This window comes from Corynebacterium guaraldiae, assembly GCF_053480195.1.
The window spans coordinates 12,790-29,044 of sequence record NZ_JBRBAU010000015.1 but is presented as its reverse complement, the minus strand read 5'-3'; the positions used below and the strand labels follow the sequence as shown (position 1 = coordinate 29,044).

Below are 16,255 nucleotides of genomic sequence, written 5' to 3'. Positions count from 1 at the left end.
ACAAAGAATCCCCAAGGAGTATAGGCTCCTTGGGGATCGTGCGCAGCACGTAGCGGTTTTCGGCTACTTCTTGCCACCCTGCGCGGCCACGGCGGCGGCACCGGCAGCGGCAGCCTCCGGATCCAGGTAGGTGCCACCCGGGTTCACCACGGAACCGTCTTCGGCAATCTCGTAGACCAGCGGGATGCCCGTCGGGATATTGAGGCCGGCGATCTCCTCATCGGAGATCTGATCCAGGTGCTTGACCAGCGCGCGCAGGGAGTTGCCGTGTGCGGCGATGAGAACGGTCTCACCCTTCTTGGCGCGCGGGAGGATCTCCTCCTCGAAGTAAGGAACGAAGCGCTCGACGACATCCTTCAGGCACTCCGTACGCGGAACCTGATCCAGGTTGGCGTAGCGCGGGTCACCGGCCTGGGAGTACTCGGCGCCGTCCTCCAGCTCCGGCGGCGGGGTGCCGTAGGAGCGGCGCCATGCCATGAACTGTTCCTCGCCGTACTTGTCCTTGGTCTCGGCCTTGTTGAGGCCCTGCAGTGCGCCGTAGTGGCGCTCGTTCAGGCGCCAATCGCGCACGACCGGAATCCAGTGGCGGTCTGCGGCATTAAGCGCAATGTTGGCCGTGCGGATGGCGCGGCGCAGGAGGGAGGTGTACACGACGGTCGGCAGAATGCCCTGCTCCTTGAGCAGCTCGCCGCCACGCTTGGCCTCACCCTCACCCTTGGCGGTGAGGTTGACATCAACCCAACCGGTGAACTGGTTGGACTCGTTCCATTCGGACTGTCCGTGTCGAAGTAGAATCAGCTTTCCGTTACTCATAAACACCAGCATGCCACGTTTTTCGGCCGCTTGCCTGTGAACCCGGGCACATCACCCCTAACTGTGGGTTTATGCCCGCTTATGTGGGATTAGTATCCGATTGCCCGGCGCGCGTGGCAGTCCGGAATCTCAATACTCATCGCGTCGGCATAGATGTTCTCCAACTGGGCGGCAGCCGCCGCCCAACTAAACTGCTGGGCGTGATCGACGGCGGCTTCACCCATGGCGATGCGGCGGGGGTCGTCGTCAAGCAACTGCCCCAATGCGTCGGCCCAGTCTTGCGCCGAATGGGAGTGGACAAGCAGGCCAGTATCGCCGTCTGCAACCGCGATGGGCAAGCCGCCGACGGCCGCCGCCACGACGGGCGTTCCGGAGGCCTGCGCTTCCATGGCCACCAGCCCAAAGGACTCGTTATAACTGGGGACCGCGACAATATCCGCGGCCTGATAGATGGCTACGAGCTCCTGTGGCGGGCGCGGGCTGAGGAAACGCACGACGCGCTCCACCCCCAGCTCGCGGGCGAGGTTGTGGTAGGTATCCGGCGAGGAATTCGCCCCCGAAGCACCACCGCAGATGACCACGCGCAGGCGGCGATCCGGATCGCGCTCCATCAGCTCCGCCGTTGCGCGAATGAGTACGTCAGGGCCCTTGAATTTTTGCAGGCGGCCCACAAACGCCACCACCTTGGTGTGCAGCGGGATACCCAGCTGGCGGCGCGCACGCTCCGTCATGCGGTCGGTGCCCGGGGTATAGAGATCCGTGTCCGCACCCGGGGAGACCACAACGATATTGTCCGGCGATGCATCGTAGTGCTCGATCAGATCGCGAGTCTCCTGGGCTGTATTAACCACCAGGATGTCAGCGTTATCTACCAACTGCTGTTCACAGATGCGGCGCGCCTCAGTCTCTGGGGTGTCATCGAGAGTGCGGTGCACGTTCTTCACCGCGGCCAGCGTGTGTGCGGTGTGGACGAGGGGGATGTCCCACAGATCGCGCAATAACCAGCCCACCTGACCAGAGAGCCAATAGTGAGAGTGGATGACGTCATAGTCCACCTCAAAGCAGCGCGCGAAGTTGTAGATCCCGCCCGTAAACGCAGCCAACTGGGTGGGCAGCTCTTCCTTGCTCAAACCCTCATAGGGCCCCGCCACAATGTTGATGACGCGCAGGCGCTCCTCGACGCCCACCACCTCACCCTGGCTGGGGCGCGTGGCGCGGGTAAAAATATCGACCTCCACGCCGCGGCGTGCGAGCTGGCGAGCAGTATTGAGAACGTAGACGTTCATGCCGCCCGCATCCCCGGAACCGGGCTGCTCAAGGGGCGAGGTATGCATGGAAATCATCGCGATGCGCATAATTTCCCAGTGTATCCCGAAACGACCCGCGTTATACTGGCCCGTACCTTAACCTACGCGACCGAAAGGTGAATCGATGTCGGCATACGAGTCCAAGGCGTGGCTCCAGTACTACCCAGAGTGGACACCACACAGCCTGGAATACGGGGACACCACGCTTCTCGACGTTTACGACAACAACCTCGCGCTCCACCCCGACAAGCCGGCAACCTACTTCTTCGGCCGCACACAAACCTACGCCGAGCTGGACAAGCAGGTCCGCCGCGCCGCCGCCGGCCTGCGCGCCTTCGGAGTGCGCCCGGGGGACCGCGTAGCCATCGTCGCCCCCAACTGCCCGCAGTTCATCGCCTCCTTCTGGGCCGTGCTCAAGCTGGGCGCCATCGCGGTTTTACACAACCCTCTCTACACTGCCCACGAGCTGGAGGGCCTGTTCCAGAACCACGGCGCACGCATCGCCATTTCCTGGGATAAGACGGCCTCCACCTTGGAGAAGCTGCGCCCGACGACCTCCCTGGAGACCGTCGTCTCCATCAACATGATCAACGCGATGCCGACTCCGCAGCGCTTGGCCCTGCGCCTGCCTATCCCGCCACTGAAGTCCAAGCGCGATCAGCTCACCGCCCCGGCACCGAACACGGTGCCGTGGGAGTCCCTCGTTGGCAACGCCATTGGCGGCGATGGTTCTGACGTCCTCACCCCGGAGGACGTCACCAAGGACACCACCGCGCTCATCCTGTACACCTCCGGCACCACCGGCAGCCCCAAGGGCGCGGAGCTGACCCACGGCAACCTTTTCTCCAACCTGCTCATGGGCAAGCACTGGGTCCCAGGCCTGGGCGATTCCCCGGAGCGCATGCTCGCTGCGCTCCCTTTCTTCCACGCCTACGGCCTGACCATGAACGCCACCTTGGCGCCGCTCATCGCCAGCGAATTGGTTCTGCTGCCGAGCCCGCAGATGCCGCTCATCATAGATCTCATGAAGAAGCACACCCCGACCTGGGTGCCGGGCGTGCCAACCCTGTACGAGCGCATCGTGGCGAAGGCGGAAGAAGATGACGTCTCCCTGGACGGCGTGCGCGCGGCCTTCTCCGGAGCGTCGACCCTGCCGGTCAATACCGTGGAGAAGTGGGAGAAGTACACCGGCGGCATGCTCGTGGAGGGCTATGGCCTGACGGAGTGTTCGCCCATCATCGTGGGTAACCCGATGAGTGACGCCCGCCGCCCCGGCTACGTGGGCATCCCCTTCCCGGATACCGAGATTCGCATTGCCAACCCGGACAACCTTGATGAGACCATGCCGGATGGCGAAGAAGGTGAGGTGCTGGCCCGTGGCCCGCAGATCTTTAAGGGCTACTTCGGCGATGAGGAAGCCACAGAGAATGCCTTCCACAATGGCTGGTTCCGTACGGGTGATATGGGCGTGATGGAGGAAGATGGATTCATCCGCCTGGTCAGCCGCATCAAGGAAATCATCATCACCGGCGGATTCAACGTCTACCCCGGTGAGGTTGAGGAAACACTGCTGGATCACCCAGACGTGGCGGAGGCAGCCGTGGTGGGCCGCCCGCGTTCGGACGGTTCGGAAGACGTCGTGGCCTGCATCGTGCTTAACGACGGCGCCGCGCTCGACCCCGAAGGCCTCAAGGACTACTGCCGTGAGCGCCTGACCCGCTACAAGGTTCCGCGCACCTTCTACCACTTCGAAAAGCTGGCCACCGACCAGCTGGGCAAGATTCGCCGCCGCGAGGTTCAGGCAGATCTGCTCGAGCGCCTCAAAGCGGAGAAGTAACACGCCATAGCCCCGGAACCGATCCCTGCGTGATAAACGCACATCACCGGGGCTATTGATTTATCCCGAAAAGGTTTCGTTACCGTAAGCAACTTTGCAAAGATTTGCGAGACTCCTGTCACAAATTAGTTATACTGTTTCACACATAACAAGTTTGACCACCTAAGGAGTTCGCGAACATGACCGAAGCCCCTGCTCAGGCCTCTTCCGCTTTTGAGACGAAAGCCTGGCTCCAGTACTACCCTGAGTGGACTAAACCTAATCTGGACTACGGCACCGAAACGCTTTTGGACTCCTACCGAGAGACCGTGGAGGAATTCGGCGACAGGCCGGCGACGTGGTTCTTCGGTCACCAGATGACCTACCGCGAACTCGATACCCACGTGCGCGCCGCCGCAGCGGGCCTCAAGGCCTTTGGCATCCGTCCTGGTGATCGCGTCGCCGTAGCACTGCCCAACTGCCCCCAACACGTGGCGGTGTTCTACGCCATCCTGAAACTGGGGGCGACCGTCGTGGAGCACAACCCGCTCTACACCGCGGCTGAGCTCGAGCCCCTCTTCCAGGATCACGCCGCCCGCGTGGCCGTGGTCTGGGATAAGGCGAGCCCCACCTTTGAGAAGCTTCGCGATTCTACGCCACTCGAAACGATTGTTACGGTCAACATGATCGAGGCCATGCCGCGCCGCAAGCAGCTGCTATTACGCTTGCCGCTTCCCTTCATCAAGGACAAGCGCGCGGAGCTCTCAGTTGCCGCTCCCAATACCGTGCCGTGGAACGTGCTCACGGGGCGCGCCATCGGCGGGCAGGGCTACAAGCTGGAGGATGCGAAGGTCGATCTCAATGACACCGCACTCATTCTCTACACATCCGGAACCACCGGCAGGCCCAAAGGCGCGGAGCTGACCCACTCCAACCTGTATTGCAACATGAAGATGGCGGAAGCATGGGTGCCCGAATTGGGCAAGAAGCCCGAGCGCATGCTCGCCGCCCTCCCCCTCTTCCACGTCTATGGACTCACCCTCATCGCCGCCCTCGGCGTGCACATCGGCGGCGAGCTCGTCCTCACCCCAGCTCCCAAGGTGCCGCTTCTCCTCGAGATCATGAAGAAGCGCCTCCCCACCTGGATGCCGGGCGTGCCCACGATCTACGCCAAGGTCATGGAGGCGGCTCAGGAACAGGGCATCGATCTGCACGGTATCGAGCACAGCCTGTCGGGCGCAGCAGCGCTACCGGCGGAGATCGTTGAGGAATGGGAAACGGTCACCGGCGGCCTACTCGTAGAAGGCTACGGGCTCACGGAAACCTCGCCGATCGTGGCCGCGAACCCACTCAACAAGAATCGCCGCCCCGGCTACATCGGCATCCCCTTCCCGGATACCGAGGTGCGCATCGGCAACCCGAACAACCTCGATGAAACCCAGCCGGATGGCACCGCGGGCGAGCTCCTCGTGCGCGGACCGCAGGTATTCAAGGGCTACTTCAACATGCCGGAAGCCACCGAGCAGGCTTTCCACGACGGCTGGTACCGCACGGGTGACATGGCAGTTATGGAGTCCGATGGCTTCATCAAGATCGTCTCCCGCATCAAGGAAATGATCATTACCGGCGGCTTCAACATTTACCCGGCCGAGGTGGAAGACGTGATCCGCCAGCACCCAGACGTCACCAACGTGGCCGTCGTCGGCCGTCCGCGCGCGGATGGATCCGAGGACGTCGTAGCCTGCATCATCCTGGAGGACGGCGCGGTGCTCGACCCGGAGGGACTCAAGGACTACTGCCGCGAGCGCCTGACCCGCTACAAGGTGCCGCGCACCTTCTACCACTTCGAGCACCTGGCCTCCGACCAGCTGGGGAAGGTCCGCCGCCGCGAAGTACAGAAGGACCTTTTGAAGCTGCTCGGAGAACAAGCACCGGCCTAGGCAGCCCGGTCGATATAGCGCATCACGCGCGTGGGATTGAAGGTTCGGTAGAACGCTTCACCCACCCGGACAAGCTGGCTCACCAACGCACTGAGCTGCCAGTCCAGCTGCTCATCGGTATAGCCCCACTTCGTGGGAATACGGGCCGTGGTCACCAGCACGAGGTCCTGCTCATCGCCGCCATCGAGGTTTACCACCTCGATGCGCGCGGAGTAGACATATTGATCATCATTCATGAACTCGGCCCAGCGCACGAGCGCATCAAGGTCGCACGCACAGCGGCCGGAGGGCGTGACGAGGCGGAGTTCAATATCCCCGGAGCCATCACGAGCGGATTCAATAGTGATCGCGTGTTCATTGATGAGGATGCTCACGACCCCATTCCGGTGGTCCACCACGTGAACGGGCGTGCCGATCATTGCCAGGCGCGTGGCGCGCTCGTACACTCGCCACATCCCCACCGCTGAAACCCCATAGGCCTCGCTGAAATAGTGGGGCGATACCGGCTTAAGCCCAGACCCCTTCCGTGGCTTGGAGGGCTCTTCCGGAAACTGCTCATCCAGGCGCGCGAAGACCGCCGACATTTCGGCCGCATAGCCCGCGATAATGCTCTTGAGCTGGGCATTCGTGGCCGTCGACGGCAGATAAGGCGGCGCGAGGACCAGCAGGTGGGTATGCATAGTGGAGCTTCCGCAGGGCTCGGCAACGAGGTTGCCAGAGAGTCCACCGCCGTTGAGATCATTGACCTCCATGCGCAAAGGCTGCCGGTCCGGGTTGAACCGCACTGCACCGCCCCAATACCCGAAGACACAGAGGCCGCCCTTGTCCTCGTTGACGTCGATGCTTAAGAGCCCGCCGGCAATTCTGATGGTGGGCAAGCCGGTGGAGGAATCTTCCTCCAGCTTTCCGGCCAGCTTGGTCATAGTTTTGATTACTCGGCTTTTGCTGAGCCGAGCTGGTGTCTTGTTTGTTTTCTCGGTTGCTGATTGAGACATAGTCCCCCCTTGTTTTTCTTTTCTTTCATGCTGCGCGAACCGATGCTGAGCCACCCCTGCTCCTCCCCGAGCCGCTGCAGTGAGGCCAAGAATACAAAAGGTTGCGCAACTTCGCGCGGCGGAGACGCGGCGAGTACCCCCACAACCCAAACGTGAGAAAAACCTCACATTTTCCGCGCGGGAGACACCTATGCGCAAGGGCTTCGACTACGGTGGCTCATCATGATTGTTCTGTAGGGCTAACTAAGTCTGCCCGCAGCTCTTCATCACACCGTTCCCCATCAGCTCAAAAGAGGAAAGATGCCTGTAACTATGCTGCATTCCATGCCCCGCCCGGCCGTGCTTTTCGCCGGACAAGGCTCCGATTGGCAAGGTTTCATCGCCACCGCCGCGCAGACTGCCGCCACTGCCGAATCCCTACGTGAGGCCCTCGCCCAAGCCCGCAGCCTCACCGGCCCCGCCGCACGCACCATCGCCTCCACCTGCCCCGGCGCGCTGGAGCGCCTCGAGCAGCTCATCGCTGGTTCCACCGAGTCCACTACCCTCGACTCGCTGCCTGCGGTATCCATCCCGGGCATCGTCCTGGGCCAGATTGCCGCCATCGAGCAGCTGCGTGACCTAGGCGTCGACATCGATGAGCGCGCTGGGCATTCGCAGGGAAGCTTGGGCGCGTTGGCCGTCGACAAGCCGGTGCACGCCCTCGCCCTGGCCATCCTGATGGGGACCGCTGCCAGTGCGGTCAATGGCTCCGATCCGCGCTCCCAGATGCTGTCTGTCCGTGGCCTGGAGCGCGGCTTCGTCACTGAGCATCTGCACGGCACCGCCGCCATCGCCGTGGTCAACGGCCGCCGCCACTTCGCACTTTCCGGCAGCCCGGAGGACCTGGCCGCCACCCGCACCGCCATCGAGGAGGCCGTCAAGGGCTTCAACGCCGAGCTGGAGAAGCGCACCATCGGCGGCGATGAGCTCAGCCCTCGTTTCGATGAGCTGCCCGTGGCCCTTCCCTTCCACAACCCGGTGCTGGCCATGGCGGCCGAGCGCACCGTGGCGCTGGCTCAGAAGTGCGGCCTCGACGTGGATGAGGCCCGCGCGCAGGCCGAGGCCATCCTGGTCAACGAACATGATTGGCCGGCCACGCTGGCCGCACTCAACTCCGAGCACCTCATTGTCCTGGACCGCGCGCTGACCACCCTCACCCGCCGCGTCGTGGAGGGAACGGGTGTCACGGTGATCTCGGCCGCCACCCCGCAGGAGGTCAATGCGCTGGCCACACCAGGCACTGAACTGCCCAAGGCTCTGAACTACGCCGACTTCGCCCCGCGCACCATCGAGCTCCCGAACGGGCGCACCTATACCCAGACCCGCTTCTCCGACCTCACGGGCCTCTCCCCCATCATGCTGGGCGGCATGACGCCGACGTCTGCTGATGGAGAGATCGTGGCCGCGGCGGCCAACGCCGGACACTGGACGGAGATGGCCGGCGGCGGCATGTACTCCGATGAGGTCTTCCGCTCGCACCTGGCCACCATGGAAAAGCACCTGCGCCCCGGACGCACGGCACAGTTCAACACCATGTTCTTCGACCGCTTCCTGTGGAACCTGCACTTCGGCCAGGCGCGCATCGTGCCCAAGGCCCGCGCGGCCGGTGCGGCTTTCAACGGCGTGTGCATCTCCGCCGGTATTCCGGAGGTAGAGGAAGCCGGCGAGCTGCTGGACCGCCTCCACGCCGACGGTTTCCCTTTCATCTCCTTCAAGCCCGGTACCGCAAAGCAGATCCGGGATGTGCTGGCCATCGCCACGGCCTACCCGGAGGACCGCATCATCATGCAGGTCGAGGACGGCCACGCCGGCGGCCACCACTCCTGGGTCAACCTGGATGACATGCTGCTGGATACCTACGCCGAAATCCGCCAGCACCCCAACGTCTACCTGGCAGTCGGCGGCGGCATCGCCTCTCCGGACCGCGCCACCTCCTACCTCACCGGCGAGTGGGCGATAAAGCACGGCCTGCCCGCTATGCCTGTCGACGCCGTCTTCATCGGCACCGTCGCCATGGCCACCAAGGAAGCTAAGGCCACCGATTCGGTGAAGGACCTGCTGGTCAATACCACCGGCATTTCCCCAGAGGACAATGATGGCTGGGTCGGCCGCGGAACCGGAGCGCATGGCGTGGCGTCCTCCCAGTCCCACCTGCTGGCGGACATCCACGACCTGGATAATTCCTTCGCGGCGGCCTCGCGCCTGATTACTTCCCTGAGCATCGAGGACTACCCGGCGCACCGCCAGGAGATCATCGATGCCCTGGCCAAGACCTGCAAACCCTACTTCGGCGATGTGGAATCCATGACCTACGCCGAGTGGCTGGAGCGCTTCGTGGAGCTGGCCCACCCGTTCGTGGATCCCAGTTGGGATGACCGCTTCCTCGATCTCCTCCACCGCGTCGAAGCCCGCCTCAACCCGGCGGACCACGGCCAGATTGAAACCCTCTTCACCAGCGTTGAGGACGTCCACGATGCCCCGCGGGCCGTCGCCAAGCTGCTGGCCGAATACCCCGCCGCGCGCAGCACCGAGGTCTCCGCGCGCGATGCCGCCTGGTGGATTTCGCTGCACTATAAGCACGTCAAGCCCATGCCGTGGGTACCGGCCCTGGACGGTGACCTGAAGTCCTGGTTCGGCAAGGACACCCTCTGGCAGGCCCAGGATGAGCGCTATTCCGCCGACCAGGTGCGCATCATCCCGGGCCCCGTAGCCGTGGCCGGCATTACCAAGAAGAACGAGCCGGTGGCAGAGTTGCTCGCCCGCTTCGAGCAGGCCACCACGGATGCGCTGCTGGAGCAGGGCTCGACCCCGCAGAAGGCCTTCTCCCGCCTGAATTCCGCCGCCGATGAGGCCGAGTTCCTGCGTACTTCTCCTACCCTGCTGTGGCACGGCCACCTCATGGCCAACCCGGCTTATGAGATGGATGAGAACGCCTTCGACCTGCGTCAGGATGCCGAGGGCAACTGGGAGATCGTCATCACCGCGGACTCCTACTGGGATGACCTGCCGGAGGAGCAGCGCCCCTTCTACGTTCGCGAGGTCACCGTCCCAGTGGACTTGCCGGAGGATGTAGCCACGGGTGGCTCCCCGGTGGTCTCCGAGGAGCGCCTACCCAACTCCGTCTTCACCCTCTTGGAGGGGCTGGCCGGTGTCGGCTCCACCGCGGAGCAGGGCGATGAGATTACGGAGATGCCCACCGTCGAGTCCGGCTACTCCTTCCACTTCCCTGCTTCGCTGCTCTCCGCACACAGCGCGGTGACCTGCGGCGATGCTGCAGCCGAGAAGGCCGGCACCCCGGATGTTCTGGTCGGCCCCTGCTGGCCGGCCATCTATGCCGCACTCGGCTCCGGCCGCCTGAAGGACGGCTACCCGGTCATCGAGGGCCTTCTCAACGCGGTGCACCTGGACCACGTCATCGACGTGCGCGTGCCGCTGGAGCAGCTTGCCGACGGCCGCCAGCTCGACGTCACCTCCTCCTGCACCGCCATCGAGGAATCCGTCTCCGGACGCATCGTCACGGTCGAGCTCGAGCTCAAGGACCACGCTTCCGGTGGCATCGTGGCCACGCAGATGCACCGCTTTGCCATCCGCGGCCGCGCCAGCGGCACCGCCGCACCGAGCCAGGCACCGGAGTGGGGCGGCGGTAAGTCCGCCACCAAGGTGGTGCCGACCCCGCGCTCCTTCGTCGACCGCGCCACCGTCACCGCCCCGCAGGACATGGCTCCCTTCGCGCTGGTCTCCGGTGACTATAACCCGATTCACACCTCCTATAACGCAGCTCAGCTGGTCAACCTGCAGGCACCGCTGGTGCACGGCATGTGGCTCTCGGCCGCCGCACAGCAGGTGGCCGGACGCCACGGCCGCGTGGTGGGCTGGACCTACTCCATGTACGGCATGGTGCAGTTGGGTGATGACATCGAGGTCACCGTCGAACGCGTCGGCCGCAAGGGCATCCACCAGGCCCTCGAGGTCACCTGCCGCATCGAGGGCGAGGTGGTCTCCCGCGGACAGGCCCTGCTTGCCGCACCGACCACGGCGTATGTCTACCCCGGCCAGGGCATCCAGGCCGAAGGCATGGGCAAGGGCGACCGCCAGGCCTCCCCGGCCGCGCGCGAAGCCTGGCGCCGCGCGGATGCGCATACCCGCGAGAACCTGGGCTTTAGCATCCAGAAGGTCATCGATGAGAACCCGACGCAGCTTTCCGTTCGCGGCACCACCTTCCGCCACCCGCAGGGCGTGCTGCACCTGACCCAGTTCACGCAGGTGGCCCTGGCCGTGGTGGCCTATGCCCAGACCGAGCGCCTGCGCGCCGAGGATGCCCTGGCCCCGACCTCCTACTTCGCCGGCCACTCCTTGGGCGAGTACACAGCGCTGGCCTCGCTGGCGAATATCTTCGACCTCGAGGGTGTCATCGACATCGTCTACTCCCGCGGCTCCGCCATGGGCAGCCTGGTTCCGCGCGATGCTGAAGGCAACTCCGAATACGCCATGGCGGCACTGCGCCCGAACATGGCTGGTATTGATGCCGACAGCGTCGACGCTTGGGTGGCTGAGGTCGCCGAGGCCACCGGCGAGTTCCTGGAGATTGTTAACTACAACATCCGCGGCCAGCAGTACTCCATCGCCGGCACCAAGAAGGGGCTCAAGGCCCTGGTGGACAAGGCCAATGCCATCGCCCCGCGCGCAGCCGTCATGGTCCCGGGCATCGACGTTCCTTTCCACTCCCGCGTGCTGCGCGAGGGCGTTCCGGCCTTCGCGGAGAAGCTCGATGAGCTGCTGCCGCAGGAGTTGGATCTGGACGCCCTGGTAGGCCGCTATATCCCGAACCTGGTGGCCCGCCCCTTCGAGCTCACCCAGGACTTCGTCGACGCCGTGGCCCCGCTGGCGCCCTCCGGCAAGTTGGACGGGCTGAAGGTGGAGGACCTCTCCGAGCACGAGCTCGCCCGCCTGCTGCTCATCAAGCTGCTGTCCTGGCAGTTCGCTTCCCCGGTGCGCTGGATTGAGACCCAGGAGCTCCTCTTTGGCAAGGTCGATCAGATCATCGAGGTCGGCCTGGCTTCTTCCCCGACGCTGACCAACCTGGCCACCCGCTCGCTAGCCGTCGCCGGAATCCCGGAAGGCACCATCCGCGTGCTCAACGTGGAGCGCGACCAAGAGCAGGTCATGCTTGCCGACGTCTCCGAAGCCCCCGCCGCCGCACCGGCTGCGGAATCCGACGCCGAAGAGGCACCGCAGGCGAGCGAAGCACCAACCGAGACTCCGGCTGAGGCAGCGCCGACTGCACCGACTCCTGCACCTACCGCCGCAACTGCGAGCGACGCCCCCGAGCTGCGCTTCGGTGCGGCGGAGGCCATCATGGTGCTCTTCGCCTTCCAGAACAAGATTCGCGTGGACCAGATCGCGGACTCCGACACCGTGGAGGAGCTGACCAACGGCGTGTCCTCGCGCCGCAACCAGCTGCTCATGGACATGTCCGCGGAAATCGGCGTGCCGGCCATCGATGGCGCCGCCGATGCCGACGTGGCCACGCTGCGCGAGAAGGTCGCCACCGCCGCCCCGGGCTACTCCGCGTTCGGCCCGGTGCTGGGTGAGGCCGTCGGCGCGCGCCTGCGCCAGCTCTTCGGAGCCGCGGGCCTTAAGCCCACCGCCGTGGCGGACTACGTCACCGGCACCTGGGGACTGCCCGAATCCTGGGTTTCCCACGTCGAGGCGGAGATCCTGCTTGGCTCCCGCGAGGAGGACTCCGTGCGCGGCGGCTCGCTGAGCACCGTGCCGGCGAGCGCCACCTCGAAGTCCGCAGCGCACGAGCTGATCGACGCCGCCGTCCAGGCCGTCGCCGCTACCCACGGTGCGTCCGTATCCAAGGGCGCTGCCGCAGGTGGTGCAGGTGGCGGTGCCGTGGTCGACTCCGCTGCTTTGGATGCCTTCGCCGAGACCGTCACCGGTGAGAACGGCGTGCTGGCCACGGCCGCCCGCCAGGTGCTCTCCCAGCTGGGTTTGGACTCCGAACCGGAGCTCATCGAGGCACCTGATACGACCGTCATCGATGCCGTTGAGGCAGAGCTCGGCTCCGGCTGGCTCAAGTCCGTCACGCCGTCCTTCGACGCCAACAAGGCCGTGCTTTTCGACGACTCCTGGGCCATCGCCCGCGAGCGCCTCGCCCGCGTGGCGCTGGGTCAGGCCGAGTACCCGGTGGACAGCTTCCGCGGTGCCGGCGAGGATCTAGCTCGCCAGGCCCACTGGTGGAAGCGCGAAGACATCGCGCAGGCCGCCGTGGACACCACCCCCGGCGCGTTCGCCGGTGAGGTTGCCCTGGTCACGGGCGCTGCGCCGGGTTCGATCGCCACCGCGCTGGTGGAGCGCCTGCTGGAGGGCGGCGCGACGGTCATCATGACCGCATCCCGCGTGAGCCAGGCCCGCAAGGAATTCGCGCGCACGCTCTACGCTGAGCACGGCGCTGCCGGTTCCGCCCTGTGGCTGGTCCCGGCGAACCTGTCGAGCTTCCGCGATATTGACGCGCTCATCGACTGGATCGGCACCGAACAGCGCGAGTCCGTGGGCAACGAGGTCAAGATTCTCAAGCCTGCGCTGACCCCGACGCTGGCCTTCCCCTTCGCCGCGCCGAGTGTCTCCGGCTCGCTGGCGGATGCCTCCGGAACGACCGAGACGCAGGCCCGCCTGCTGCTCTGGTCCGTCGAGCGCACCATCGCGGGGCTGGCAAGGTTGAGCCAGGGGGACGTCGACAAGCGCTGCCATGTCGTCCTGCCGGGCTCGCCCAACCGCGGCACCTTCGGTGGCGACGGCGCCTACGGCGAGGTCAAGGCGGCACTCGATGCCATCCTCAACAAGTGGAAGGTCGAGGCCGGCTGGCCGCAGGGCGTCACCCTGGCGCAGGCCAAGATTGGCTGGGTGGCCGGCACGCACCTCATGGGCGGCAACGATGGGCTGGTGCCCGCCGCTGAGAAGGCCGGCATCAAGGTGTGGAGCCCGGAGGAGATTTCCTCCGAGCTCATGGACCTGGCCAGCGCCGACTCGCGCGAGCAGGCAGCTCACGCCCCGGTGGAGAAGGACCTCACCGGCGGCTTGGAAGGCTTCTCCCTCACCGAGCTCGCTTCCGGTGCGGAGCCGACTAACGTCGTTCCGCACGAGGAGAACAACGCCCCCGCGACCATCACCGCGCTGCCCAACCAGGTGCAGGCAGTACAGCCTAGCCTGGAGGAAGAAGTTGGCCAGGTCACCACGGACCTGGAGGACATGGTGGTCATCGCCGGCATCGGCGAGGTCTCCTCATGGGGTTCCGGCCGCACGCGCTTCGAGGCCGAGTTTGGCCTGCAGCGCGATGGTTCCGCGGAGCTCACCGCCGCCGGTGTGCTGGAGCTGGCCTGGATGACCGGACTGGTGGAATGGCGCGAGGATCCACACCCGGGCTGGTTCGTGGTGGAGAGCGATGAAGAGATCGCCGAGGAGGACATCTTCGAGCGCTTCCGCGATGAGGTCGTCGCACGCTCCGGCGTGCGCACGCTGACGGATAAGTACCACCTCACCGACCGCGGCTCCATCGACCTGACCACCGTCTTCCTGGACCGCGACGTCACCTTCACCGTGGATTCGGAGGCCACCGCCCGCGATATCCAAGAAGCGGACCCGGAGTTCGTCAGCATCGCCGAAGTGGACGGCGAGTGGCAGGTCACCCGCCGCCAGGGTGCCACCGTTAAGGTGCCGCGCAAGGCCACGCTGACCCGCACCGTCGCCGCGCAGATGCCGGATGACTTCGACGCCGCCAAGTGGGGAATCCCAGAGCACATGCTTGATTCCCTGGATCGCATGGCGGTGTGGAACCTGGTCAGCGCAGTGGATGCCTTCACCCAGGCCGGCTTCTCCCCGGCGGAGCTGCTGCGCTCCATCCACCCGGGCCAGGTGGCCACCACACAGGGCACCGGCATCGGTGGCATGGAGTCCCTGCACAAGGTCTTCGTCACGCGCTTCCTCGGTGAGGAGCGCCCGTCCGACATCCTGCAGGAGGCCCTCCCGAACGTCATCGCGGCGCACACCATGCAGTCCCTCGTGGGCGGCTATGGTTCCATGATTCACCCCATCGGTGCCTGCGCTACCGCAGCGGTGTCGATTGAGGAGGCCGTGGACAAGATTGCCCTGGGCAAGGCCGACGTGGTCGTGGCCGGCGGTATCGACGATGTCCAAGTGGAATCTCTCCAGGGCTTCGGCGACATGAACGCCACCGCGGAGACCGCAAAGATGACCGCCAAGGGAATCGATGATCGCTTCATCTCCCGCGCCAATGACCGCCGCCGCGGCGGCTTCCTCGAAGGCGAGGGTGGCGGCACGGTCCTGCTAGTTCGCGCCTCACTAGCAGCCGACTTAGGACTGCCGGTGCTCGCAGTGGTCGCGCACGCCGCCTCCTATGGCGACGGTGCCCACACCTCCATCCCGGCCCCTGGCCTGGGTGCGCTGGGTGCTGGCCGCGGCCGGGAGAACTCCCGCCTGGCGCGCTCGCTGCGCGGTCTCGGCCTGACCCCCAACGACGTCAGTGTCCTGTCCAAGCACGACACCTCCACCAACGCCAACGACCCCAACGAGTCGGAGCTGCACTCCCTGCTGTGGCCAGCGATTGGCCGCAATGAGGACCAGCCGATGTTCGTCATCTCCCAGAAGACGCTCACCGGCCACTCCAAGGCGGGTGCCGCGCTCTTCCAGACCGGCGGCATCATCGACGTCTTCCGCACGCACCGCATCCCGGCGAACGTGTCCCTGGACTGCGTCGACCCGCTCATCGCCCCGAAGGCGCCGAACCTGGTGTGGCTGCGCTCCCCGCTGGATCTCGCTGCGGCGGGCCACAGCGTGAAGGCCGCGGCGCTGACCTCGCTTGGCTTCGGCCACGTCAGCGCGCTCATCGTTTACGCCCACCCCGGCGTGTTCGAGCAGGCCGTGTCTCAACAGCGCGGGGCGGACGCCGCCGCCTCGTGGCGTGAGCACGCCGAGCAGCGCCTGCGCGCCGGCCGCGCACACTTCGAGGCCGGAATGCTGGGCCGCGCCCCGCTCTTCGAGGTCATCGAGGGCCGCCGCCTACCGCACGCCGACGCCAAGGTGATGATTGACGGCTACGGTCTCGTCGACGCCGACAAGGCCGCGGAAATCTCCATGCTCCTCGACGCCGATGCGCGCCTAGGCAGCAACGGTGAATTCTCGAGTGTGTAGCCGTTAGCTAACTGGCTGGCCAGACCAGCCAGTAGTAGATAGAGCTCAGGCCCGCTTCTTGAAAAGGGGAAGCGGGCCTGAGCTTTTTGTAGCCGCCATCGAATCGGCCACTACGTTTCAGCTAACGCTCGA

General features: G+C 65.2%; 6 protein-coding genes. 3 read left to right on the top strand and 3 right to left on the bottom strand.

What is annotated here, in order from left to right:
* Nucleotides 1-63: 63 nt before the first annotated feature.
* Together ACUY3D_RS10990 and mshA are read right to left on the bottom strand one after the other, a co-directional pair.
* Nucleotides 64-813 carry a phosphoglyceromutase gene (locus ACUY3D_RS10990; protein WP_070521289.1) on the bottom strand — a complete coding sequence of 250 codons (750 nt, stop codon included), beginning with the start codon at nucleotides 811-813 and terminating at the stop codon, nucleotides 64-66.
* Between the two features lie 89 nt (nucleotides 814-902).
* Nucleotides 903-2,168 (bottom strand): D-inositol-3-phosphate glycosyltransferase, encoded by a 1,266-nt coding sequence (gene mshA / locus ACUY3D_RS10985; RefSeq protein ID WP_269948803.1) that lies wholly within the window; start codon nucleotides 2,166-2,168, stop codon nucleotides 903-905.
* Between the two features lie 76 nt (nucleotides 2,169-2,244).
* On the opposite strand from mshA, the gene ACUY3D_RS10980 reads away from it, so the two are divergent.
* Together ACUY3D_RS10980 and ACUY3D_RS10975 are read left to right on the top strand one after the other, a co-directional pair.
* Nucleotides 2,245-3,957, top strand: a complete 1,713-nt coding sequence (locus ACUY3D_RS10980; RefSeq protein ID WP_269948804.1) for a long-chain-fatty-acid--CoA ligase — start codon at nucleotides 2,245-2,247, stop codon at nucleotides 3,955-3,957.
* 179 nt (nucleotides 3,958-4,136) lie between these two features.
* Nucleotides 4,137-5,876, top strand: a complete 1,740-nt coding sequence (locus ACUY3D_RS10975) for a long-chain-fatty-acid--CoA ligase (RefSeq protein WP_070708069.1) — start codon at nucleotides 4,137-4,139, stop codon at nucleotides 5,874-5,876.
* Here the strand turns inward: ACUY3D_RS10975 and ACUY3D_RS10970 are convergent.
* The gene (locus ACUY3D_RS10970; protein ID WP_070561564.1) at nucleotides 5,873-6,799 is read right to left on the bottom strand and encodes a hypothetical protein; all 927 of its coding nucleotides are present in this window, start codon (nucleotides 6,797-6,799) and stop codon (nucleotides 5,873-5,875) included. The two genes, ACUY3D_RS10975 and ACUY3D_RS10970, sit on opposite strands and share 4 nt — an antisense overlap.
* 372 nt (nucleotides 6,800-7,171) lie before the next feature.
* Between ACUY3D_RS10970 and ACUY3D_RS10965 the strand changes: the two genes are divergently transcribed.
* A complete protein-coding gene (locus ACUY3D_RS10965; protein WP_448241116.1) occupies nucleotides 7,172-16,123 on the top strand; it encodes a fatty acid synthase subunit beta domain-containing protein in 8,952 nt (2,983 codons plus the stop codon).
* Nucleotides 16,124-16,255: the final 132 nt, after the last annotated feature.